23 protein-coding genes are annotated in these 19,786 nt (G+C 66.7%); 3 read left to right on the forward strand and 20 right to left on the reverse strand.

Annotated elements, in window-relative coordinates; translation table 11 throughout:
* Positions 1–8: 8 nt before the first annotated feature.
* From LB310_RS08525 to LB310_RS08580, 12 genes are all read right to left on the reverse strand, one after another.
* Complete coding sequence (locus tag LB310_RS08525; RefSeq protein WP_087190460.1) at positions 9–710, reverse strand: ABC transporter ATP-binding protein; 702 nt, start codon at positions 708–710, stop codon at positions 9–11.
* 166 nt (positions 711–876) lie between these two features.
* On the reverse strand, positions 877–1,161 hold the full coding sequence (rplW, locus tag LB310_RS08530) for a 50S ribosomal protein L23 (protein ID WP_087190459.1): 285 nt from the start codon (positions 1,159–1,161) through the stop codon (positions 877–879).
* Positions 1,161–1,784 (reverse strand): 50S ribosomal protein L4, encoded by a 624-nt coding sequence (gene rplD / locus LB310_RS08535; protein WP_087190458.1) that lies wholly within the window; start codon positions 1,782–1,784, stop codon positions 1,161–1,163. Before rplD ends, rplW begins: the two co-directional genes overlap by 1 nt.
* Before the next feature lie 29 nt (positions 1,785–1,813).
* Entirely contained in the window at positions 1,814–2,434 is a 621-nt protein-coding gene (gene rplC, locus LB310_RS08540) for a 50S ribosomal protein L3 (protein WP_087190457.1), read from the reverse strand.
* A gap of 16 nt (positions 2,435–2,450) precedes the next feature.
* The gene (rpsJ, locus tag LB310_RS08545; RefSeq protein ID WP_009304899.1) at positions 2,451–2,759 is read right to left on the reverse strand and encodes a 30S ribosomal protein S10; all 309 of its coding nucleotides are present in this window, start codon (positions 2,757–2,759) and stop codon (positions 2,451–2,453) included.
* 35 nt (positions 2,760–2,794) lie between these two features.
* Positions 2,795–4,912: an elongation factor G gene (gene fusA / locus LB310_RS08550; RefSeq protein WP_301154908.1), complete on the reverse strand. Its 2,118-nt coding sequence runs from the start codon at positions 4,910–4,912 to the stop codon at positions 2,795–2,797.
* Positions 4,913–4,926: 14 nt separating this feature from the next.
* Complete coding sequence (gene rpsG / locus LB310_RS08555) at positions 4,927–5,397, reverse strand: 30S ribosomal protein S7 (protein ID WP_041240690.1); 471 nt, start codon at positions 5,395–5,397, stop codon at positions 4,927–4,929.
* 121 nt (positions 5,398–5,518) lie between these two features.
* Complete coding sequence (rpsL, locus tag LB310_RS08560) at positions 5,519–5,890, reverse strand: 30S ribosomal protein S12 (protein ID WP_041239796.1); 372 nt, start codon at positions 5,888–5,890, stop codon at positions 5,519–5,521.
* Between the two features lie 263 nt (positions 5,891–6,153).
* Positions 6,154–6,666, reverse strand: a complete 513-nt coding sequence (locus tag LB310_RS08565; RefSeq protein ID WP_301154909.1) for a PIN domain-containing protein — start codon at positions 6,664–6,666, stop codon at positions 6,154–6,156.
* Positions 6,663–7,082, reverse strand: coding sequence for a type II toxin-antitoxin system RelB/DinJ family antitoxin (locus LB310_RS08570; RefSeq protein WP_301154910.1), 420 nt, complete (start codon positions 7,080–7,082; stop codon positions 6,663–6,665). Before LB310_RS08570 ends, LB310_RS08565 begins: the two co-directional genes overlap by 4 nt.
* A gap of 88 nt (positions 7,083–7,170) precedes the next feature.
* Complete coding sequence (locus LB310_RS08575; protein ID WP_301154911.1) at positions 7,171–8,283, reverse strand: M20/M25/M40 family metallo-hydrolase; 1,113 nt, start codon at positions 8,281–8,283, stop codon at positions 7,171–7,173.
* Between the two features lie 114 nt (positions 8,284–8,397).
* Positions 8,398–9,771: a putative manganese-dependent inorganic diphosphatase gene (locus LB310_RS08580; RefSeq protein WP_278806024.1), complete on the reverse strand. Its 1,374-nt coding sequence runs from the start codon at positions 9,769–9,771 to the stop codon at positions 8,398–8,400.
* Between the two features lie 339 nt (positions 9,772–10,110).
* On the opposite strand from LB310_RS08580, the gene sdaAA reads away from it, so the two are divergent.
* The gene (gene sdaAA / locus LB310_RS08585) at positions 10,111–11,760 is read left to right on the forward strand and encodes an L-serine ammonia-lyase, iron-sulfur-dependent, subunit alpha (RefSeq protein WP_278806026.1); all 1,650 of its coding nucleotides are present in this window, start codon (positions 10,111–10,113) and stop codon (positions 11,758–11,760) included.
* 133 nt (positions 11,761–11,893) lie between these two features.
* On the opposite strand, the gene LB310_RS08590 is transcribed toward sdaAA, so the two are convergent.
* The 3 genes from LB310_RS08590 to LB310_RS08600 all read right to left on the reverse strand — a co-directional run bounded on the left by LB310_RS08590 (position 11,894) and on the right by LB310_RS08600 (position 13,326).
* Positions 11,894–12,178 carry a hypothetical protein gene (locus tag LB310_RS08590; RefSeq protein WP_015540474.1) on the reverse strand — a complete coding sequence of 95 codons (285 nt, stop codon included), beginning with the start codon at positions 12,176–12,178 and terminating at the stop codon, positions 11,894–11,896.
* Positions 12,178–12,696: an FKBP-type peptidyl-prolyl cis-trans isomerase gene (locus tag LB310_RS08595; protein ID WP_049784210.1), complete on the reverse strand. Its 519-nt coding sequence runs from the start codon at positions 12,694–12,696 to the stop codon at positions 12,178–12,180. Before LB310_RS08595 ends, LB310_RS08590 begins: the two co-directional genes overlap by 1 nt.
* A gap of 351 nt (positions 12,697–13,047) precedes the next feature.
* On the reverse strand, positions 13,048–13,326 hold the full coding sequence (locus tag LB310_RS08600; protein ID WP_278806028.1) for a hypothetical protein: 279 nt from the start codon (positions 13,324–13,326) through the stop codon (positions 13,048–13,050).
* A gap of 93 nt (positions 13,327–13,419) precedes the next feature.
* On the opposite strand from LB310_RS08600, the gene LB310_RS08605 reads away from it, so the two are divergent.
* Entirely contained in the window at positions 13,420–14,700 is a 1,281-nt protein-coding gene (locus LB310_RS08605; protein ID WP_301154912.1) for a radical SAM protein, read from the forward strand.
* Between the two features lie 127 nt (positions 14,701–14,827).
* Here the strand turns inward: LB310_RS08605 and LB310_RS08610 are convergent, their stop codons facing one another.
* The 5 genes from LB310_RS08610 to LB310_RS08630 form a co-directional block, all read right to left on the reverse strand.
* Positions 14,828–15,166, reverse strand: coding sequence for a hypothetical protein (locus LB310_RS08610; protein ID WP_087190446.1), 339 nt, complete (start codon positions 15,164–15,166; stop codon positions 14,828–14,830).
* A 194-nt stretch (positions 15,167–15,360) separates the two neighbouring features.
* A complete protein-coding gene (locus LB310_RS08615) occupies positions 15,361–15,630 on the reverse strand; it encodes a hypothetical protein (RefSeq protein ID WP_087190445.1) in 270 nt (89 codons plus the stop codon).
* A gap of 81 nt (positions 15,631–15,711) precedes the next feature.
* The gene (locus LB310_RS08620) at positions 15,712–16,071 is read right to left on the reverse strand and encodes a hypothetical protein (protein WP_087190444.1); all 360 of its coding nucleotides are present in this window, start codon (positions 16,069–16,071) and stop codon (positions 15,712–15,714) included.
* A gap of 20 nt (positions 16,072–16,091) precedes the next feature.
* Positions 16,092–18,404, reverse strand: coding sequence for a molybdopterin-dependent oxidoreductase (locus LB310_RS08625; protein WP_301154913.1), 2,313 nt, complete (start codon positions 18,402–18,404; stop codon positions 16,092–16,094).
* A gap of 160 nt (positions 18,405–18,564) precedes the next feature.
* Entirely contained in the window at positions 18,565–18,816 is a 252-nt protein-coding gene (locus LB310_RS08630) for a hypothetical protein (RefSeq protein WP_087190442.1), read from the reverse strand.
* A 368-nt stretch (positions 18,817–19,184) separates the two neighbouring features.
* Between LB310_RS08630 and LB310_RS08635 the strand changes: the two genes are divergently transcribed.
* Positions 19,185–19,778 (forward strand): hypothetical protein, encoded by a 594-nt coding sequence (locus LB310_RS08635; protein WP_278806033.1) that lies wholly within the window; start codon positions 19,185–19,187, stop codon positions 19,776–19,778.
* The last annotated feature ends 8 nt before the right edge of the window (positions 19,779–19,786 follow it).

A 19,786-nucleotide genomic window follows, 5' to 3' on the forward strand; every position in this document is an offset into this window, starting at 1 on the left:
CCTCTCTCCTACCACTCCAAGACGTCGGCCGACAGCGGGGCCTCGTTGATCTCCACGCCGGCCACGCGCCCCTCGCGGATATGGATGACGCGGTCGGCTATGGCCGTGAACGCCGAGTTGTGCGTGATGAGCACGACGGTCTTGCCGGTGTCGTAGCACGTGTCCTGCAACAGCCGCAGGATGGCCTTGCCGGTATGGTAGTCGAGCGCGCCGGTGGGCTCGTCGCATAGCAGGAGCTTCGGGTTCTTCGCCAGCGCGCGGGCGATGGCCACGCGCTGCTGCTCGCCGCCGGAGAGCTGCGCGGGGAAGTTGTCCAGCCGATGCCCCAGCCCCACCTGGGCAAGCACCTCGGCCGCATCGAGCGGGTCCTTGCAGATCTGGCTCGCCAGCTCCACGTTCTCCAACGCCGTGAGGTTCTGCACGAGGTTGTAGAACTGGAACACGAAGCCTATGTCGTAGCGGCGGTAGTAGGTGAGCTCCTTGCTGTTGAACGCGCTGATGGCGCGCCCGTCCAGCATGATGGTGCCCGACGAGCACCCGTCCATGCCGCCCAGCATGTTCAAAAGCGTGGTCTTGCCGGCGCCCGAGGGCCCCACCACCACCACGAGCTCGCCGCGCTCGATGTCGAACGTCATCCCGTCGACGGCCGCGACCTCCACCTCGCCCATCGTGTACACCTTGCGCACATCGCGGAACTCCACGAACGCCAAATCGATCCCTCTCTTCACCCTCGCGCTGCGTTTGCCCCCACCATACACCAACCGTCCCGCTCGCGCACGCGAGCATACAAACTCGCCATGCGCCGCGGCTCGCCCCCAACACGAAAAGCGCCCCGCAGATGCGGGGCGCTCCAAAGCTTCGGGCGGATGGGCCGCCTTAGCTGGCGAACAGCTCGATCGTGTCGCCTTCCTTCAGCGTGACCATGGCCTTCTTCCAGGCGCGGGTCTGGCCCAGCTGGTAGCGGACGCGCTTGGGCTTAGGCTTCACGTTCAGCGTGTTCACCTTCACGACCTTCACGTTGAAGATGGCCTCGACGGCCTGGGCGATCTCCACCTTGTTGGAGTCCTTCGCCACCTCGAACGTGTACGTGTTCTTCTCCATCATGTCGTAGCTATGCTCCGTGATGATGGGGCGGATGATAACCTCGCGGGGATCCTTCATTATGCGAGCACCTCCTCGATGTACTTGAGGGCGTCGGCCGTCACCACGAGCTTCTTGTTGTCGATGAGCTCGTAGGTGTTGATGTCGGACACCGGGATGATGTTCACCTTCGGGATGTTGCGGAACGACAGGTACGTGTTCACCGCGTCGTCGGCGATGACGAGCGCCACGCGGCCCTCGAGGCCGAGCGCCTTCATCGCGGCCACGGCGGCCTTCGTGGAGGGCTTCTCGAACTCGAAGTCCTTCACCACCACCAGCTCGCCGTCGGCCAGCTTGGCGGACAGCGCGGAGCGCATCGCCAGCTTGACCTCCTTGTTGTTCACGCGGAACGCGTAGCTGCGCGGATGCGGGCCGAACACGGTGCCGCCGCCGGCCCACTGGGGGGCGCGGATGGTGCCCTGGCGGGCACGGCCGGTGCCCTTCTGGCGCCACGGCTTCTTGCCGCCGCCGCGCACCTGGCCGCGGGTGAGCGTGTTGCTCGTGCCCTGGCGCCAGGCCGCGCGCTGCGAGCGAACGACCGTGTGCATGACGGTCATGTTCGGCTCGATGCCGAAAACGGTAGCGGCGAGGTCGGCGGAACCGGCCTTCTTCCCGCTCGCGTCTTTGATCTCAATCGTGGTCATTTAAACTCCTTATTACTTTCGATCCACGTTTACGCCATGCGGACGCGAACGATGCCATTCTTGCCGCCGGGGACGGCGCCCTTCACGAGGATGAGGTTCTGGTCCTCGTCGACGCGCACGACCTCGAGGTTCCTCACCGTCACGGTGTCGCAGCCCATGTGGCCCGGGAGCTTGAGGCCCTTGAACACGCGGGACGGCGTGGCGCACTGGCCCACCGAGCCGGGAGCGCGATGGAAGTGCGCGCCGTGGCCGCCCGGGCCGCCGCGGAAGCCGTAGCGCTTCATGACGCCGGCGAAGCCCTTGCCCTTGGACGTGCCGGTCACGTCGACCTTCTTCGTCTCGGCGAACGCGGCGACCGTCTGCTCGTCGCCCACGTTGTACTCGCCGGCATTCTCCACGCGCACCTCGCGCAGGTAGCGCACGGGAGCCGCGCCCTGCTTCTCGAAGTGGCCCTTCATGGGCTTGTTGACCTTCTTCTCCTTGATGGCGCCGAAGCCCATCTGAACGGCCTCGTAGCCGTCGGTGGCCTTCGTCTTCACCTGGCAGACCTTGTTGGGCTCGGCCTGGATGACCGTCACCGGGATGACGCGGTCGTCCTCGCCGAAGATCTGGGTCATGCCGATCTTCTTACCGTAGATTGCGTTGATCATTATCGCCTGACCCCCTTTACAGCTTGATTTCGATGTCGACGCCAGCGGGGAGATCGAGACGCATCAGGGAATCCACCGTGTTCGGGGTGGGCTCCAGGATGTCGATGAGGCGCTTGTGCGTGCGCATCTCGAACTGCTCGCGCGAATCCTTGTCGACGTGCGGGCCCTTGACGACGCAGTACAGGTTGCGCTCCGTCGGCAGCGGGATGGGACCGGACACCTTGGCACCCGTCTTCTGCGCGGTATCGACGATGAGCTTCGTGGACTGGTCCACGATCTCATGGTCGTACCCCTTCAAGCGGATGCGAATCTTCTGATTAGCCACTTACTTACCTCCGTTATGCTTCAGGTCGCGCGCGCTTACGCGTTCCCGCCGGCCTTGCTGATAATTTCCTCCGCCACGCTCTTGGGCACCGGCTCGTAGGAGTCGAACTGCATGGTGTACACAGCCCGGCCCTGCGTGCCGCTGCGCAGGTCGGTGGCGTAGCCGAACATGTTGCCCAGCGGCACCTTCGCGCTGACCACGATGGCGTTGCCGCGCTTCTCCTGACCCTGGATCATGCCGCGGCGGGAGGGGATGTCGCCCATGACGAAGCCCGTGTACTCCTCCGGCGTCTCGATCTCCACGGCCATGACCGGCTCGAGGATGACCGGGCTGGACTTGCGGAGCGCTTCCTTGATGGCCATGGAGCCCGCCACCTTGAACGCCGCCTCGGAGGAGTCGACGTCGTGGTACGAGCCGTCGACGAGCTCCACGCGCACGTCCTCGACCGGGTAGCCCGCGAGCACGCCGGAGTTCAGCGCCTCCTGGATGCCCTTGTCGATGGAGGGGATGTACTCCTTCGGCACCACGCCGCCCACGATCTTGTTCTCGAACAGGTAGCCTTCGCCGGCCTCCTGCGGGTACATGTTGATGACCGCATGGCCGTACTGGCCGCGACCGCCGGTCTGGCGCACGAACTTGCCCTCGGCGTTCATGACCTCCTTGCCGGGACGCTCGCGGTAGGCAACCTGGGGCTTGCCCACGTTGGCCTCGACCTTGAACTCGCGCAGCAGGCGGTCGATGATGATCTCGAGGTGCAGCTCGCCCATGCCGGCGATGATGGTCTGGCCGGTCTCGTGGTTCGTGGACACGCGGAACGTCGGGTCCTCCTCGGCGAGCTTCTGCAGCGCCACGCCCATCTTGTCCTGCTCGGCCTTCGTCTTCGGCTCGACGGCGATGTCGATGACCGGGTCGGCGAACTCCATGGACTCCAGGATGATGGGGTGCTTCTCGTCGCAGAGCGTGTCGCCCGTGGACACGTCCTTCAGGCCCACCACGGCCACGATGTCGCCCGCCTGGCAGGCATCGATGTCGACGCGCTGGTTCGAGTGCATCTGCAGAAGGCGGCCGATGCGCTCCTTCTTGTCCTTCGACGCGTTCAGGATGTAGGAGCCGGAATCCAGGCTGCCCGAGTACACGCGCAGGTAGGTGAGCTTGCCCACGAACGGGTCGGTCATGATCTTGAAGGCGAGCGCGGAGAACGGGGCCTTCACGTCGGAGGGACGCTCGTCCTCGGCACCCGTGTCGGGGTTCGTGCCCTTGATGGCCGGGATGTCCACCGGGGAGGGCATGTAGTCCACCACGGCGTCGAGCAGCTCCTGCACGCCCTTGTTCTTGTAGGACGAGCCCACGAACACGGGGTGGATCTGGCAGGCGATGGTGCCCTTGCGCAGGGCGGCCTTCAGCTCCTCGACCGTGACCTCCTCCTCCATGAGCACCTTCTCCATGAGGTCGTCGTCGCAGTCGGCGGCGGCTTCGAGCAGCTCCTGACGGCGCAGCTCGGCCTCCTCGGCGAACTCGGCCGGGATGGCGTCCATGGGCTCGGGGTAGGTCATGCCCTTGTCGTCGGCCTTGAAGTCCCAGGCCGTCATCGTCACGAGGTCGATGACGCCCCAGAAGTTGTCCTCGGCGCCCATGGGAACCTGCGCGGCCACGGCCGGCGCGCCCAGGCGGTCCTTCATGGTCTGGATGGCGTTGAAGAAGTCGGCGCCCACGCGGTCGTACTTGTTGATGTAGGCGATGCGGGGCACGCCGTACTTGCTGGCCTGGCGCCACACGGTCTCGGACTGCGGCTGCACGCCGGCCACGGCGTCGAACACCGCGACCGCGCCGTCGAGCACGCGCAGCGAGCGCTCGACCTCGGCCGTGAAGTCAACGTGGCCGGGCGTGTCGATGATCTGGAAGCGGTACTCCTTGCCGTTGTCGGCACCGCCGGGGTACTTCCAGAAGCACGTGGTGGCGGCGGCCGTGATGGTCACGCCGCGCTCCTGCTCCTGCACCATCCAGTCCATCGTCGCGGCGCCGTCGTGCACCTCGCCGATCTTGTGGGTCTTGCCCGTGTAGTAGAGGATGCGCTCGGTCGTCGTCGTCTTGCCCGCGTCGATGTGGGCCATGATGCCGATGTTGCGCGTGTCTTGTAGAGACGTTTTAGCCATAGACTGGGTCCCCCTTAGAAGCGGTAGTGCGAGAACGCACGGTTGGACTCGGCCATCTTGTACAGGTCCTCGCGCTTCTTCACCGACGCGCCGGTGTTCTCGGCGGCGTCCATGATCTCGGCGGCGAGGCGCTCCTTCATCGTGTGCTCCTTGCGCTTGCGCGAGAAGTCCACGATCCAGCGGATGGCGAGCGTCGTCGAACGGCGGGAGTTGACCTCCATCGGCACCTGGTAGGTGGCGCCGCCGACGCGCTTGGGCTTGACCTCGAGGGTCGGGCGGACGTTGTCCATGGCCTTCTTGAACACGGCCAGCGGGTCGCCGCCGGTCTTCTGCTCCACGATGGCGAACGCACCGTAGACGATGCCCTCGGCGGTGGCCTTCTTGCCATCGAGGAGGACCTTGTTGATCAGCTGCGTGACCAAACGGTTGTTGTACTGTGCGTCCGGCTGAACTTCACGACGGACTGCTGCTGCACGACGCGGCATGTATTTCTCCTTCTGGTTCCTGCGCGCTTCCGGGCGGCTCTTCGTCCCGCCCATTAGGCCGCCGCCCCACGCTCCCTTTGGGCGGAAGCGGCCTTAGCGGCCCGCGCGTCTTATCGGTTGCTTACTTGGGGCGCTTGGCGCCGTAACGGCTGCGGGCCTGCTTGCGGTTGTCCACGGCGGCGCAGTCGAGCGCAGCGCGGATGACCTTGTAGCGGACGCCGGGGAGGTCCTTCACGCGGCCGCCGCGCAGCAGCACCATGGAGTGCTCCTGCAGGTTATGGCCGACGCCCGGGATGTAGGCCGTCACTTCCATGCCGTTGACGAGGCGCACGCGGCAGACCTTGCGGAGAGCCGAGTTCGGCTTCTTCGGCGTGGTCGTGAACACGCGGGTGCACACGCCGCGCTTCTGCGGGTTGCCCTTCAGGGCCGGTGTCTTGCTCTTGTCGACCGTCTTTTTGCGGCCCTTGCGGACCAGCTGGTTGATAGTAGGCAAAGCTTCTCTCCTTTTACCTCTTGCTTGTTCCGATTACCTTTATATAGATAGGGAATCGCTTCTGCGGTGCCTCCCTGTGCGCTCAGCTGATTCGCACAGGAAAACATACGCCCACATGGGACGCGAACGAGAACTTTATCATCGCCCCCGCAGCTTGTCAAACGCCACGCACCCGGGAGTATCTATAGTCTTGCTCTGCGTTTCGCCTGATGGAACGCCTGATAGGCGATTCGATGGGCGGGAGCCTCCACGTAATCTCGAATTTATTCCGCGTCGGCCGCCGCGGCACGGGCGCGAAGGAGCGCGCGCATGTCGGCCGGGTCGAGGCAGGCCACGGGTGCATGGCGCAGCAGCGCCCGGTCCGACGTGACCACGTAGTCGGCATCGACGCGCGCGGCGGCGGCCAGCAGCAGGTCGCCCTCGAAGTCGTCGTGGAGGTCGCGGTAGGTCATGGCGCGCAGGGCCTCGTTCTGCCCCACGGGCACGATCAACGAGAGCCCCATGACGTTGCGCACGCTCGACCACGCCGATTCGCGTACCGCCGCGGCAAAACGCTCGTCAACAGGCTTGCCGTGCTCCTGCAGATACCGCTTCGTCTCCTGGCAGAGCAGGAAGAAAAGGTCGGGCATCGTTGCCGACGAGGTGTAAAGCGCGGCATCGGCCGCCGTCGCCTCCGCCACGAATCCCATCGCCTCCTCGTGCGCCTCGGGCCTGCGCTCGAGGAAGTAATCGATCCATACGTTCGTATCGACGAGCAGCTTCAGCGGCAGGCTCATAGCAGGCCCCTCTCGCACGCCTTCTCGAGGTACGCCTCGTAGCGCAGATCGTCGTAGTAGGCCTCGTGGACCTCGTCGTCGTCGAGCTCCTCCTTCGGCTTGCCGAAGTACTCGTCCTCGCGCAGGTCCTCGGGCGTGATCTCGCGCGGCCCCGGCACGGGCAGCCCGTTGTCGATGAAGAACTTCCGCCAGATGCCGGCCCCCTCGCGCACGAGGGCCAGGCGGCGCTGCACCTCGGCGTCGTGCTCGGCGTCGAGCGCGGGGCGCATGAACGCGGGCGGCTCGCCCTTCTCCTCGGCGTACTTCCACACGGCGCGCACCACCTGCGAGGGCGTGAGCCCCCAGCGGGCGAACACCTCGTCGCCGCGGGCCTTCGTCTCCTCGTCGATGCGCACGTTCATCTGCACGGCGGGCATGGCGCCTCCTTTGCGGTCAGGCTGCTTGCTGCTATATAGTATAGCACAGAGAAGGACGCCGCCGGTAGAAGGATCCCGGCGGCGGACGCTACTCGGCGCCTTCCTTCACCAGCGCCTCCACGAGACGGGCGGTGCCCTCGAGGTCGGCCACGGAGATATGCTCCTTCGGCGAGTGGAAGGCCGTCATGCCCACGCCGAGCGTCACAGCGCGCACGCCGCGGGCCGCCAGGACGTTCGCGTCGGAGCCGCCGCCGTCGTGGCGGAAGCACGGTTCCAGGCCGGCGGCGCGCGCCGCGCGGGCGGCCGCCTGCACGAGCGCGTCGTCCTCGTCGTAGAGCACGGCGCCGTAGCTCGGCGTCCAGTCGATGTCCACCGTACCGCCGAAGCGCGCGGCAGCCTGCTCGAGGGCGACCGTCATGGCGGCCTTCTGCGCCTCGGCGCGCTCGGGGTAGAGCGAGCGGCACTCGCCGCGCAGCATGCACGCCTCGGGCACGACGTTCGTCTCGCGGCCGCCGGCGATCACGCCGATGTTGGCCGTGGTGGCCTCGTCGATGCGCCCGAGCGGCATGGCCTCGATGGCCGCCGCGACCATTTGGATGGCCGAGATGCCCGCCTCGGGCACCACGCCCGCGTGCGACGCGCGGCCGGCGAACGCGGCTTCCAGCGTCCAGTGGCAGGGCGCGCCCGTGATGACGGTGCCGGGCGCGCCGTCGGCGTCCAGAACGTAGCACGGCGCACCGGCGGGCAGCGCATCCGGCGCGAGCGCGCCGGAGCCCAGCAGGTGCAGTTCCTCGCAGGTGGTGAGGAGCACCGTGACGTCGGGGCGCGGCGCGCCCTCCTCCACCACCGAGCGCACGCCCTCCAGGATGGCCGCGACGCCGGCCTTGTCGTCGGCCGAGAGGATGGTGTCGCCGGCCGAGCGCACCACGCCGTCCTCCACCACCGGCTCGATGCCCACGCAGGGCTGCACCGTGTCCATATGCGCCGAGAGCACCACTTGCCCCGGCGCCGTGCCCGGCAGGTGCGCCACGAGGTTGCCCGTGTCCGCCCCCGTCTGCGCGGCCGAGTCGTCGAAACGCACGGAGAAGCCCAGGCCCCGCAGCTCGTCGGCGCAGCGCGCGGCCATGGCGGCCTCGTGGCGCGAGGGGCTCTCGATTCGGACGATCTCGCAGAACAGGTCAAGCAGGCGGGTGGGGTTCATAGGCTTTCTTCTCTCTTCCTCGATGGTTTCCGATTCAACGCGCTCGCACGGCGCGCAAGGGGCATGACGCTCGCGGCGGCAGGTTCCGGCAGCTGCGAGGCCGCATGTCTCCCGTCACGCTCCCAGGATCTTCGCGGCCACCTGCTTCTTGCGGCTCAAGACGCCCGGCATCCAGGCGCCGCCCTCGGCGGAGCAGTCGATGTTGAACACGCGGTTCACGGTGCGCGGGTTACCCTCGCACAGAAACTGGCTGCCCTCGGCCAGGATGTCCGTAACCATGAGCAGCACGAACTCGTAGCCGCGGTCGTCCTTCAGGCGGCGCATGTAGGCACGGATCTCGTCCTCGCGCCTCATGACGGCCGGCAGGTCCACCGTCTCGTGCTGCGCTATGAGCACGGTGGAGTCGCCCAGCTGGAACTCCTTGGAATCGGCGCCCACGAGCTTCGCGACGGGCATGTTGTCCTCGCCGCCGCGGCACTTGAACACGGCCAAGCCGAAAGCGGTGGGGTCGACGCCGGCCACGTCTGCCAGGAAGTCCACGATCTCGTGGTCGACGTAGGTGGCGGTGGGCGACTTCAAGATCACCGTGTCGGTCATGACGGCCGAGAGGAGCACGCTCGCGATGGCGGGGGGCATCTCCACGCAGTGGCGGCGGAACTCCATGGCCACGATGGTGGCCGTGGAGCCCACGGGCAGGTTCAGGAACTTGATGGGGTTGGCCGTCATGACGTCGGCGATGCGGTGGTGATCGACGATCTCCACGACCTCGGCCTCCTCGATGCCGTTGGCAGCCTGGCGCGTCTCGTTGTGGTCCACGAGCACCACCTTGCGCCGCGGGTGCACCGCCACGTCGGAGCGCGTGACGATGCCGATGGCGAACCCGTCGTCGTCCAGCACCACGGCCTCGCGCAGGGCGCTGGCCATGAGGTCCTCGACGGCCTCCTTCAGCAGGCCGTCCTTGGCCAGCTCCAGCACGTCGGTCTCGGTGATGTCGTTGACCTTCTGCCCCAGAGACGCAATGAGGTCGCCCGCCACGGCCATCTCGTTCGCGCCGCCCTCCTCCAGCACGTCGGTGGCCGCGATGTAGCGCTCGGCGATCATGCGAGTGGTGATGAGGCCCCGGTAGGTGCCGTCGTCGTTCGTCACCACGAGCGCGCGCACGTTGTGCTGGCGCAGCAGGCGCCCCGCCTCCAGGAGCGTGGCGTCGTGGGCGATGGAGATGGGGTCGGGCGTCATGACGTCGGACACGCGCGCATGGACGTGGCCCACGACCTCGGGCAACGGCAGGCCGTTCTCCTTAAGTATCCAGCTGCTCTCGGGGGGCAGCGGCCCCAAGCGCGCCGGCACGTACACGGCCGGCACCTCCCCGTCGCGCGCCTCGCGGCGCGCCAGCTCGTTCTTCAGGTAGGCGTAGCCCACCGCAGCGCAGATGGAATCGTTGTCGGGGTTCTTGTGACCCACCACGATGATGGGTGCCGCTGTGGCCATGCTCGCTCCTTCGCCGCACGGCGCCCCGGGCGGGACGCCTTCGTCTGCCTTTTTTCGTATCGGAGTAGGGCCGCGCGGGCATGCCCGCGGCCTTGATGGAAAACAGTATAGCGACGAAGGGGCGGGCACCGCGGTTTTACCATCGTTTCGTCGTGGAATCTCACGAAATGAGCGGTCGGCGGAGCGCGCTTGCCGGCTTTGCGCTACCATGGCAGCGCAACAGGCGCCCCGCCGATGAGGGCCGGGCAGCCGGAGCCCGTCCTACCCCGCCCGCTGACGCAGGGCTGCACGGAGGGCGGTCGGGCCAGCCCCGCAGCAACGGCACACGAAAGGACGCGCATGGATACGTTCGGGTTCGCCGACATCGTCGGCCCCATCATGGTGGGCCCCTCCAGCTCCCACACGGCGGGCGCGCTGCGCATCGCGCGCATGGCGCGCAGCCTGCTGGCGGCGACGCCGGTGCGCGCGGAGTTCACGCTGTACGGCTCGTTCGCGCACACGCAGTCGGGCCACGGCACCGACAAGGCGCTCGTCGCGGGCCTTTTGGGCCTGGAGCCCGACGACCTGGGCGTGCGCGACTCGTTCGAGCGCGCGCATGCAGCCGGGCTGGCCTTCTCGTTCTGCTGCGACCGCGAAGCCGCCGTGGAGCATCCTAACACGGTGGACGCGCGCATCGTGGATGCGGAAGGCGGCGCGCTGGAGGTGCGGGGCGTGAGCGTGGGCGGCGGCGCGGCCGTTGTCACGCGCATCGACGGCATCGACGTGAACGTCACCGGCGAGCACACGAGCGTGGTCGTGCGCCAGCGCGACGAGACGGGAGTGCTCGCGCACATAGCAGGCTGCTTCTCGGACTGCGCGGTGAACATCGCCACGGCGCGCATGTACCGCACGCGCCGCGGGTCCGAGGCGTTCACGGTCATGGAGCTGGACGGCCCGGCGCCCGCCGAGGCGAAGGCCGCCATCGAACGCCACCCCGCCGTGCGCGACGTGCGCATCGTGCCCGCCGACGGCGCAGCGGGACGGGCGGCGGGCGATGCCGCGGGACGGCCCGCGGGCGGCACGGGCGCGTGTGCGACCGCAGGTGCGGAGCAGGCCGAGGAGCGCTTCGCCGCCTGCGACTTCGCCTCGGGCGCCGAGCTGCTCGCCCGCTGCACCGAGCAGGGTGCCGGGCTGGCCGGCGCGTTCCTGGCCCGCGAGCAGGCACTCGCCGCCCTCGACGGGCGCGCGTGCGACGCCCTCCCCTACGCCGACCGGGTGCTCGCCGTCATGCGCGCCTCGGCCACGGAGCCCCTGCGCGAGCCCGTGCCCTCCATGGGCGGGCTCATCGGCGGCGAGGCGCGCGACGTGCGTCGCTCGCGCGAGCAGGGGCCCGCGGTGGTCGACGGCCTTGCGGGCGCGGCCATGGAGTACGCGCTGGCCGTGCTGGAGACGAACGCGTCCATGGGCCGCATCGTGGCCGCCCCCACCGCCGGCTCGGCCGGCGTCGTGCCCGGCGTGCTGCTGGCCCTGGAGCAGGAGCGCGGCCTGGACGCCGCCGCGCTGCGCCGAGGGCTGCTGGCCGCCGGTGCCGTGGGGTACCTCATAGCCCGCAACGCCACGGTGTCGGGCGCCGAAGGCGGCTGCCAGGCGGAGATCGGCGCGGCCGCCGCCATGGCCGCCGCGGCCGCCGTGGAGATGGCGGGCGGCACGCCGGCGCAGGCTCTCGATGCGGCCGCGAACGCGCTCTCCTCGCTCATGGGGCTGGTGTGCGACCCGGTGGGCGGCCTCGTGGAGGTGCCCTGCCAGAAGCGCAACGCCACCGCCGCGGCCACGGCGCTCGTGAGCGCGCAGATCGCGCTTGCGGGCGTGGGCAACCTCGTGGGCTTCGACGAGACGGTGGCCGCGATGGATTCTGTGGGACGCGCGCTGCCCTTCGAGCTGCGCGAGAGCGCCCTCGGCGGCATCGCCGCCGCCCCGAGCGCCTGCGCCTGGTGCGCCGCGCACGCCTAGCCGGACGCCCGGGCGAGCCGTCCGGGAGCAGAAGAGCCGCACGGCCTCCGGCTTTCCGGGCGTTCTGCCCGGAAAGCCGGAGGCCGTCGGAGAAGCGGCGGGCGAACCAAAGAGGCGCCGGTCCGGGCGAAGCCTACAGCGGCTCGCTCACGCGCACCTGGCACGGGCGCAGCTCGCCGTCGGGCTGCTCGGTCTTTCCCTTGCGGCAGGGGTTGTAGCACACCTCGCCGCAGATCGTGCAGGTCACCGGCTCCGGTAGGGCCAGGTCGGTCAGGTCGAAGCCGCATTTGGTGCACGGGTTGGGCTTCGAGAAGTGCTCGAGGTCAACCGCGTTGAACATGCCGCATTCGGGGCACTTCACCGGGCGCTTGCGCGGCGGCCGGCAGCCGCCGCAGATGGGATTGCACGACCAGCACATTAGCGGAAGTCCTCGCCCTGGTCGCCTCCCAAGAGCTTCGCCTGCTCCTTCAGGTGCTGCGCCTTCTCGGCGGCGGACACGAAGTCCTCGGGAGCGTCCTCCACCTCGAGCAGCTCCACCTCGAACGTCAGGCTCTTGCCCGCCAGGGGGTGGTTCAGGTCGAACGTGACCAGGCCGTCCGTTATGTCCAGCACCGTGGCGGGCATCGGCGCTCCGTCCTCGCTGCTCGACAGCATGATGCGCTTGCCCACCTTCACGTCGTTCACGGGAATCTGCTCGAGGGGGATCTTCGCCACATGGCCCTCGAGGTACTCGCCGTAGGCGCCGTACTCGTCCACCGTGAACGTCTTCTTCTCGCCCGCCTCGTTCATCTCCAGGATGGCCTTCTCGAAGCCGTCGATGGCCATGTCCATGCCCGTTTGGAACTTCATGGGCTTCTCTTCCGTGGCGAAGCCGAACACCGTGCCGTCGTCGAGCTTGCCCGTGTACACCAGGGTTACCGTTGAGCCAAGTTGCATCGTCTTGATCTCCTTCTTTCGCATTGACAGGAACGTAAACCGACGGCAAGGCGCGGGCAGGGGCCCTCCCCTCCCCGCGACCGCGCGGCGCATGCAGCGCCGAGGGTCTGCGAGCCGTCGGGTCGCCTTCGATTGGATGCCGCAGGAGGGACAGAGGCCCCGCGGCCGGCCTTCAGGTAAGCCGCGCGTCCCGCAAGGCCCCGGCGCGCCGGGACGCAGCACGACGAACGGGCTGGGAACGAATGACCGCTTTGACAGTTCTACCGAGTGGACTCCATTGTAGCACACGGACGCCGCCCCTGCCCGCTGTGCCGGCGCCAATCGGCGCCCTCGCCCGACCGGCCCCCGCCCTCACGCCGGATCGGCCGTGTTGAGGCGGATGGCGCACCGCTGCAGCTCGTCCACCATGTCCTGGCTCGGCGGCGCGTCGAGGGGCGCGCCCGCCTCCATCCGGCCGTCAAGCGCGAAACAGGAGCGCACGAACGCCTCGTCCTCGGGCTTGAGCATGCCCAGCCTGCGCGCTTCCCTGAAGCCATCCTCCACGTCCGTGGACCTCGCCACGCGCCAGAGATGCAGCGTCACGAGGCGCACCGAGCCGCGGAACCGCCTCTCTATCGAAACCTCTGCCATACCGTCCTCGCTTCCGTTTTCCGACCACAGTCTACCACGAACGGCGATTCGTGCCCTATAATGGAAAGCCGCAGATAACGAAGGAGAATCCCCATGTCGAATGAAGCCCTGGACGCAGCCCTCGCAGAGTACGAGGCGGTGGGTGCGCGCTACGTGGCAACGCTCGAGGACAAGGGCCTCGTGTTCGCCGAGAAAGGCGCGGGAGAGCAACGACGCGCCGAACTGCGCGCACAGCTGGCGGCGCGCGGCGTGGCCGTGCGCAACGCGGGCGCCAGCCTGAGCGCGGGGCACTTGTCCCCCGCCTGCGTGGAGTGCACGGGCAACCGCGGGTCGGAGACGTTCTCCACCACGTTCAAGTGCCACCGCGACTGCTACTTCTGCTTCAACCACAACCAGCCCGACTACGAGAAGTTCTTCCGCGAGGGCTGCCCATGGGAGGAGGGTGTGAACCGGGCGGCGGCCGAGAACGGCGCGCTCGCCTGCGTAGGCCTGACCGGGGGCGAGCCGCTGCTCGACCTGGAGAACGCCCTGCGCTTCCTCGGCCGCGCGGGCGAGCTGTGGCCCGGCGCCCACAAGCGCCTCTACACCTCGGGCGACCTGTTGACCGTCGAGGCCGCCGCGCGCCTGCGCGACGCCGGCCTCGACGAGATCCGCTTCAGCGTGAAGGACGACGACGCCCCGGAGCAGCAGGAGCGCGTGATCGCGGCCATGCGGCTCGCCAAGGGGTTCATCCCCTCGGTCATGGTGGAGATGCCGGTGATCCCCGGGGCACGCACCCACCTTCAGCAGTTGTTCCGCCAGTTCGAGGACGTGGGCATCGACGGCATCAACCTGCTGGAGTTCTGCTTCCCCTTCTGCAATTGGGACGAGTTCGCCCGGCGCGGCCTCACCCTCAAGAACCCGCCGTTCGAGGTCATGTACGACTACGGATACTCGGGGGGTCTGGCCGTTGCGGGCAGCGAGGAGCTGGCGCTCGAGCTCATGCTGTGGGCGCTCGACGAGGACCTGGGCTTCGGCATGCATTACTGCTCGCTGGAGAACAAACACCGCAGCGAGATGCGCCAGAAGAACGAGCGCGCCGCGCATGCGCACCCGTGCGTCGCGTTCGACGAGACCGATTTCTTCCTGAAAACGGCGAAGGCCTTCGGGCCGGACGTGAAGCCGGTGCGCACCGCGCTCGAGGCGAAGGGCTGCACGGACTTCATGGAGGACCCCGAGGAGGGCTCGCTCGCGTTCCCACCACGCTTCCTCGAAACGGCGCGGAGCGTCCGGCACCCAGACGGCGAGCCGGTACAGCTCCAAAGATGCTTCCTCGTGTACGAGACCGGCGAGGACGGCGGCTACCTCATCGACGTCGCCCTGCGCCCGGCGTAGGGCATGGACCGGCAGCCGACACGCCGCGCACTACGGGAAAGGCCCGCGCTTGTAGCGCGGGCCTTTCCCGTATCGATGTTTGCAGATCGACCCCCGAGGTGCGGACCCTTCATGCAGGGGGAGGGATCTAGCAGGCCCGCTTCCAAGGCGCGCCCGCCGGGTTGAGCTTGCGGCGCGCGGAGAGCTCGTCGGCGAACATGATGCAGTAGCGCAGGCCCTTGAGCGTAACGTACAGACAGGCTATCTCGTGCTTGCCGCCGTGGTTGAACACGTCGTACGTCAGGTACTCGCGCTCGATCATGGGCTCGTAGAGGGGGCTGCCCTTCACCTTCTCCATCAGCAGGTTCGTGGACTCGCGTCCCAGCTCGTCCTGCTTGAGGGAGATGTTGTACAGGATGTCCTCCTGCTCGGGGGTCAGGCGACCCATTTCCTCGATCTCGGCCCTGATGACATCTTCGGTTCCCATAAGCCCTCGTCTCCTTGTGCGGTTCGGTGCCCGCGTTCCCAATGGTTCCCACAGTTCCCAATACGGTGCCCGTAAGGCTTTATCGCCAACAAAGCGCTGCAGGCGCCGTAGTGCTCGCCATTCTAAAAGAGGACCCACTTCGAGCAACAAGCGAGTCCTCCCTTTGCCTCTTCGCAAGCTTTACTGCTTAAAGCTTAGCTCACCGGCTTGATGTCCTTGAAGCTGCCGCCAAGGCCAAGCTCGCCAGCACCCTCGTTGCCGGTAGCCTTCGTGGAGGTGTAGCCGCCCCAAGCACGAGCGATGTACTTGTCCTTCACGAAGAAGACGTTCAGCTTCAGCAGATCCGGCTTGGTAAGCTCGAACTCGGCCGCAGCCTCGTCCTGGTTCTTACCCTCGGCTATGAGAGCGTTCAGCTTATCGGCTGCTGCCTGAGGATCGAGATCCATGAACTCATCATGCGTCATTATACCCTCCTTGTCAGTCGTTACAGAGTCGTGGCCGCCAGCCGCGAAGGCAGCGGCCACGACAATCATAGCATTATCGGCTTACAGCTGGAACAGGACCATCGGGCGATCGAACTCCGCCATCTTGGCCTGCATCTCCTCAAGCGTGCCGTAGTACATAGACGCGGACTCCTCGACCTGGACGGCCAGGGGACGCTGACCGGCCTTGTCGCCGCCGGTGCCCCAGTGCTCGGAGAAGATCGACGTCGGGCACGGAATGTAGAACCACTCCCATGCGTCGCCATCGGAACCCTCACCCTTGCGGAACGGGCCGACCTCGACCTCTTTGATGCCGAATTGGTCAAGCGGGAGGCCCAGCTCTTCCTTGCAAGCGATCTCTGCGGCATGGTTACCGGAGAAGTAGGTATAATCAACGAGCAAAGCGTATTTCTGGTCTGCCATTATCGCCACTTCCTTTCGGGTTAGTCTTGGTCCAGGCTACGGACGCGGCGGACATTGCACATGACACCCTTGTACGGAGCACCGAAACCAAGCTTGCCAACGTTGAAGTGCGGCACCAGGCTGTTGAAGTTGGACTTCCACACGCCGAACAGGTTGGGTTCCTCGCCATCCTGCTCGGGGAACCACCAGCCATGCGCGCAGTTCAGGATGCCGGGCTTGATAACCGGGGTGATCTCAGCCTTGAAGCGGGCCTCGCCGAACATGTTGTACACCTCGCACCAGTCGCCGTCGGTGATGCCATACTCGGCAGCCGTCTCCGGGTTGATCTGGACCCACGGCCACGGATCGATCTGACGCAGCGAGGGCACATGGCGATGCTCGGAGTGGAACGAGCTGTAGCGGCGCGAGCCGGACGTGGTGATCAGCGGGTACTGACCGGCGAAGTCGGGCTTGCTGATGGGGCTGTAGTTCGGCTCCTCGTAGTAAGGCAGCGGATCCTCACCCCAGGATTCGTACAGGATCGAGTAGGCTTCGATCTGGCCCGTGATGGTGTTGAAACCGGGCTCGCCGTCGAAGCGGAGCAGGCCCTTCTCATACTTCTCGTATTCGAAGCCATGGGCACCGGGCTGGTAGAGACCCTCCTCGCGGAACTGGTTCCAGTCCATGCCGAGCTCCTTCAACTGATCGCTGTAGAAGTCCTCCACGGCAACCGCCAGGGCGTCGAGGTCGAGGGACTTGCCGTCGGCCGGCTTGTACCACGGCCACCAGGACGGGTTGAGGCGCTGGCCGAACATGAGGCAGATCTCCACGTCGGACTTGCACTCGCCCACCTGCAGGGCCTTGTTCATGGGGCCCATGAACACGGTGTTGCGGCCGTAGTGCGTGAGCACGATGCCGTTGTGCTCGGCCCACGTGGCCATCGGCAGGAAGTAGTCGCCCACGGCCATGGCCGTCGGGGTCATGGTCAGGTCCTGAACCACGACGAACTCGAGCTTCTGCAGGGCCTTGTGCCAACGCTTAGGCTGCGCGGAGCACGTCGGGGTGAGGAAGTTAGAGCTGTTGAACCAACCCATCTTCAGGGCGTAGGGCTGGTCGGTCTCCATGGTGTTCAGCGTCTCGTCGGGCTGGGTGGTAGCCATGCCGGTGGACAGGCCGGGCCACGCAGCCGCGCCGATGCGCTTCGACCACACCTCGTCGTCCATGGCGCCGCGCTGCTCCATGCGCCACTTGCCGAGCAGGGCCGACGGAGGACCGAGGGTCAGGCCGCCGGGACGGTCGATGGAGCCGGCGAGGGCAGCCAGGACGATGAACGCCTGGGACAGCTGCACGCCGTTCTTGTTCTGGTCGAACGCGAGGCCCCACGCCCAGCCGATCGGGCGCTCGGTGCCGATGATGTGCGCGACGCGCTTGATGTCCTCGGCGTCGACGCCGGTGATCTCGGCAACCTTGTCGACGGGGTACTCGGCCGCGCGGGCCTTCATGTCGTCGAGGCCGTAGATCCACTTCTCGGCGAACTCCTGGTCGTACTCGCCGTTCTCGAACATGAGGTTCATGATGGCGAGGGCCAGGGCCGTGTCGGTCTGCGGGCGGACCTGCAGGTTGATGTTGCCGTCGTGCGCGCCCACCCACGTGATGCGGGGGTCGATGGAGATGATCTTCGTGCCAAGCTTCATCAGGTCGACGAGGCAGTGGCCGAAGAAGCCGTCACCGTTGGAGGGCAGGGGCTCCTTGCCCCAGACCACGATCCACTTCGGCACGGTGTAGCGCGGGTCCTGGTAGCTGCCCGGCAGATGACCGGCGTAGTCGAGCTCGGGGTAGCCGGCGCCCAGCACGTAGTCGGAGATGGAGCAACGCGGGCCGTAGCAGGACCAACCGGACTGCGTGTAGCAGCAGTTGGGCGACTGCAGCACCGAGAACGTCAGCGCATAGTAGAAGATGCAAGCCTCGCGGCCGGTGCCACCGAAGACCACGATGGACTCGGGGCCGTAGGTGTTCTGGAAGTAGCGCACCTTGTCGCAGATGGTGTCCAGGGCCTCGTCCCACGTGGTCTGAACCCACTTATCCTTGCCGCGGTCCTCCGGGTTGCGCTTCATCGGGTGGATGATGCGGGAAGGCGCGTAGGTGTACTCGCGCAGCGCGAGGTTCATCGCGTTCACGCGGCCCGTGGTGATGGGGTTGTCGTCGTCGCCCTCGATGCGGACGAGCTCGCCGTCCTTCGTGACAACCTTGACGCCGTATCCCACCGGGTGGCTTCCCGGAGGCGACCACGTGTTGCTGCGGGTTACGACAGTCCCGTCTTCCATCACGGTTTGCCACTGTTTACCGTATGCCATGTTCTCCTTCTTTCTACACTCTCACTCGTGTTTCGGTAGAAGCATCTCTGCGCTTGTCATCGCGCGAAACCTCGTGTAGATCCTCGTGCTGGGGACCACCCCCTTCCGTGGTCGCGGCGCCCGTCCCCTTTGCAGGCGCCGCTTAAAGCATCGCGTCCGCTTACGCGGTGGGAGGCTTGGGAGCGCCGGGGGCCGCGGGGGCCTTCGGGGCGCCGGGAGCTGCGGGGGCCGCGGGGGCACCGGGAGCCGCGTTCGGCAGCGGCTTCTCACCGTTGATGTACGGCGTGAAGTCAGCCTTGCAGAACGGGCATGCCTTCAACGTCACGCCGGCCATCATCTGGATGGTCTTGCCGCACTCGGGGCACTTGTTCATGCCGCCGCTCGCACCTGCATCTGCTGGTCTGAAGCACATAGGGGAATCCTCCGTCTCATTTCTTCGGCCGGCTCGGGCGGCGCATCGCGCCGTCTTGCTGCCAACCCCTTGCCATAATGTTCGTCAGCGAAAGCCTGACGGGAAACAGCTTAGTTGCCCGGGCGGGAGGGGCATCGAATCACGGGGACAATTTTGAGGATCATACCATCGTCCCCGGAGGTTGATTTTCGTCAACCCGGTGGTTTACTGTTTGTTATTTTGCCTGTTCAAAGGCAATTTTTAGACTTTCATCACCAAAGCGCGCAAACCCCGATGCAACCCCTGAAAACAGCCTCGAGCGCCCTGCGCCAAGCACCCCTGCGCTATAATCGAAGCAAGCGAAAACGTGCCTTTTAAGGGGGATTTCTTTGAAGAACAACAAGGTGTACTTTCCGGTGGACGCCATCGCGCGCCACGAGGACTTCGACGTGTGGTACGAGGACGGCGACGTGTTCCTGAGCCTCAAGGGAGCCTGGTCGGGCGAACGCGACCGGGTGGCCATCTTCGGCCGCATGGGCGGAGAAATGGGCTCCATCAAGCCCGATGCGAAGGCGCTCACCTACTACCTGAAGCTGGAGCGATGGGAGTACGTGTTCCACACGCTGCACCTGTTCGAGCACTACTACGTCAACGGGATGAAGTGGCAGATCGACGGCAGCCTGAGCAACCCGCCCTTCGACTTCGTGGACGAGGAGGACGGGCACAAGGAGGCGCATGTGCAGGTGGTGGACTTCAAGAACCGCGGCGCCTGCTACGAGATACGGGTGCGCGACGTGGCCAAGCTGCGCATCGCCACGGCGGCCGTCATCGCCATGGGCATCAAGGAGGAGTACAAGGGCCTGAGCGAGGGCCTCAAGAACCCCGGCGCCACCAAGCTCGAGAAGGCAAAGAACTGGCTGTTCTCGGGCAAGGGCTACACCTACGAGGAGCTGCTGGCGCAGGAGGAGGGGGGCAACGCCTAAGGGCTGCA

This window comes from Gordonibacter sp. RACS_AR49, assembly GCF_030418435.1.
Classification (GTDB): Bacteria; Actinomycetota; Coriobacteriia; order Coriobacteriales; family Eggerthellaceae; genus Gordonibacter; species Gordonibacter urolithinfaciens.

What these genes read in the sequence shown, in the direction of transcription:
- rplW (WP_087190459.1), bottom strand. Translation starts at nt 1,161, where the DNA reads ATGAAGGATCCCCGCGAGGTTATCATCCGCCCCATCATCACGGAGCAT.
- rplD (WP_087190458.1), bottom strand. Translation starts at nt 1,784, where the DNA reads ATGACCACGATTGAGATCAAAGACGCGAGCGGGAAGAAGGCCGGTTCC.
- rplC (WP_087190457.1), bottom strand. Translation starts at nt 2,434, where the DNA reads ATGATCAACGCAATCTACGGTAAGAAGATCGGCATGACCCAGATCTTC.
- fusA (WP_301154908.1), bottom strand. Translation starts at nt 4,912, where the DNA reads ATGGCTAAAACGTCTCTACAAGACACGCGCAACATCGGCATCATGGCC.
- rpsG (WP_041240690.1), bottom strand. Translation starts at nt 5,397, where the DNA reads ATGCCGCGTCGTGCAGCAGCAGTCCGTCGTGAAGTTCAGCCGGACGCA.
- LB310_RS08565 (WP_301154909.1), bottom strand. Translation starts at nt 6,666, where the DNA reads ATGAGCCTGCCGCTGAAGCTGCTCGTCGATACGAACGTATGGATCGAT.
- LB310_RS08570 (WP_301154910.1), bottom strand. Translation starts at nt 7,082, where the DNA reads ATGCCCGCCGTGCAGATGAACGTGCGCATCGACGAGGAGACGAAGGCC.
- LB310_RS08575 (WP_301154911.1), bottom strand. Translation starts at nt 8,283, where the DNA reads ATGAACCCCACCCGCCTGCTTGACCTGTTCTGCGAGATCGTCCGAATC.
- LB310_RS08580 (WP_278806024.1), bottom strand. Translation starts at nt 9,771, where the DNA reads ATGGCCACAGCGGCACCCATCATCGTGGTGGGTCACAAGAACCCCGAC.
- sdaAA (WP_278806026.1), top strand. Translation starts at nt 10,111, where the DNA reads ATGGATACGTTCGGGTTCGCCGACATCGTCGGCCCCATCATGGTGGGC.
- LB310_RS08590 (WP_015540474.1), bottom strand. Translation starts at nt 12,178, where the DNA reads ATGTGCTGGTCGTGCAATCCCATCTGCGGCGGCTGCCGGCCGCCGCGC.
- LB310_RS08595 (WP_049784210.1), bottom strand. Translation starts at nt 12,696, where the DNA reads ATGCAACTTGGCTCAACGGTAACCCTGGTGTACACGGGCAAGCTCGAC.
- LB310_RS08600 (WP_278806028.1), bottom strand. Translation starts at nt 13,326, where the DNA reads ATGGCAGAGGTTTCGATAGAGAGGCGGTTCCGCGGCTCGGTGCGCCTC.
- LB310_RS08605 (WP_301154912.1), top strand. Translation starts at nt 13,420, where the DNA reads ATGTCGAATGAAGCCCTGGACGCAGCCCTCGCAGAGTACGAGGCGGTG.
- LB310_RS08610 (WP_087190446.1), bottom strand. Translation starts at nt 15,166, where the DNA reads ATGGGAACCGAAGATGTCATCAGGGCCGAGATCGAGGAAATGGGTCGC.
- LB310_RS08615 (WP_087190445.1), bottom strand. Translation starts at nt 15,630, where the DNA reads ATGACGCATGATGAGTTCATGGATCTCGATCCTCAGGCAGCAGCCGAT.
- LB310_RS08620 (WP_087190444.1), bottom strand. Translation starts at nt 16,071, where the DNA reads ATGGCAGACCAGAAATACGCTTTGCTCGTTGATTATACCTACTTCTCC.
- LB310_RS08625 (WP_301154913.1), bottom strand. Translation starts at nt 18,404, where the DNA reads ATGGCATACGGTAAACAGTGGCAAACCGTGATGGAAGACGGGACTGTC.
- LB310_RS08630 (WP_087190442.1), bottom strand. Translation starts at nt 18,816, where the DNA reads ATGTGCTTCAGACCAGCAGATGCAGGTGCGAGCGGCGGCATGAACAAG.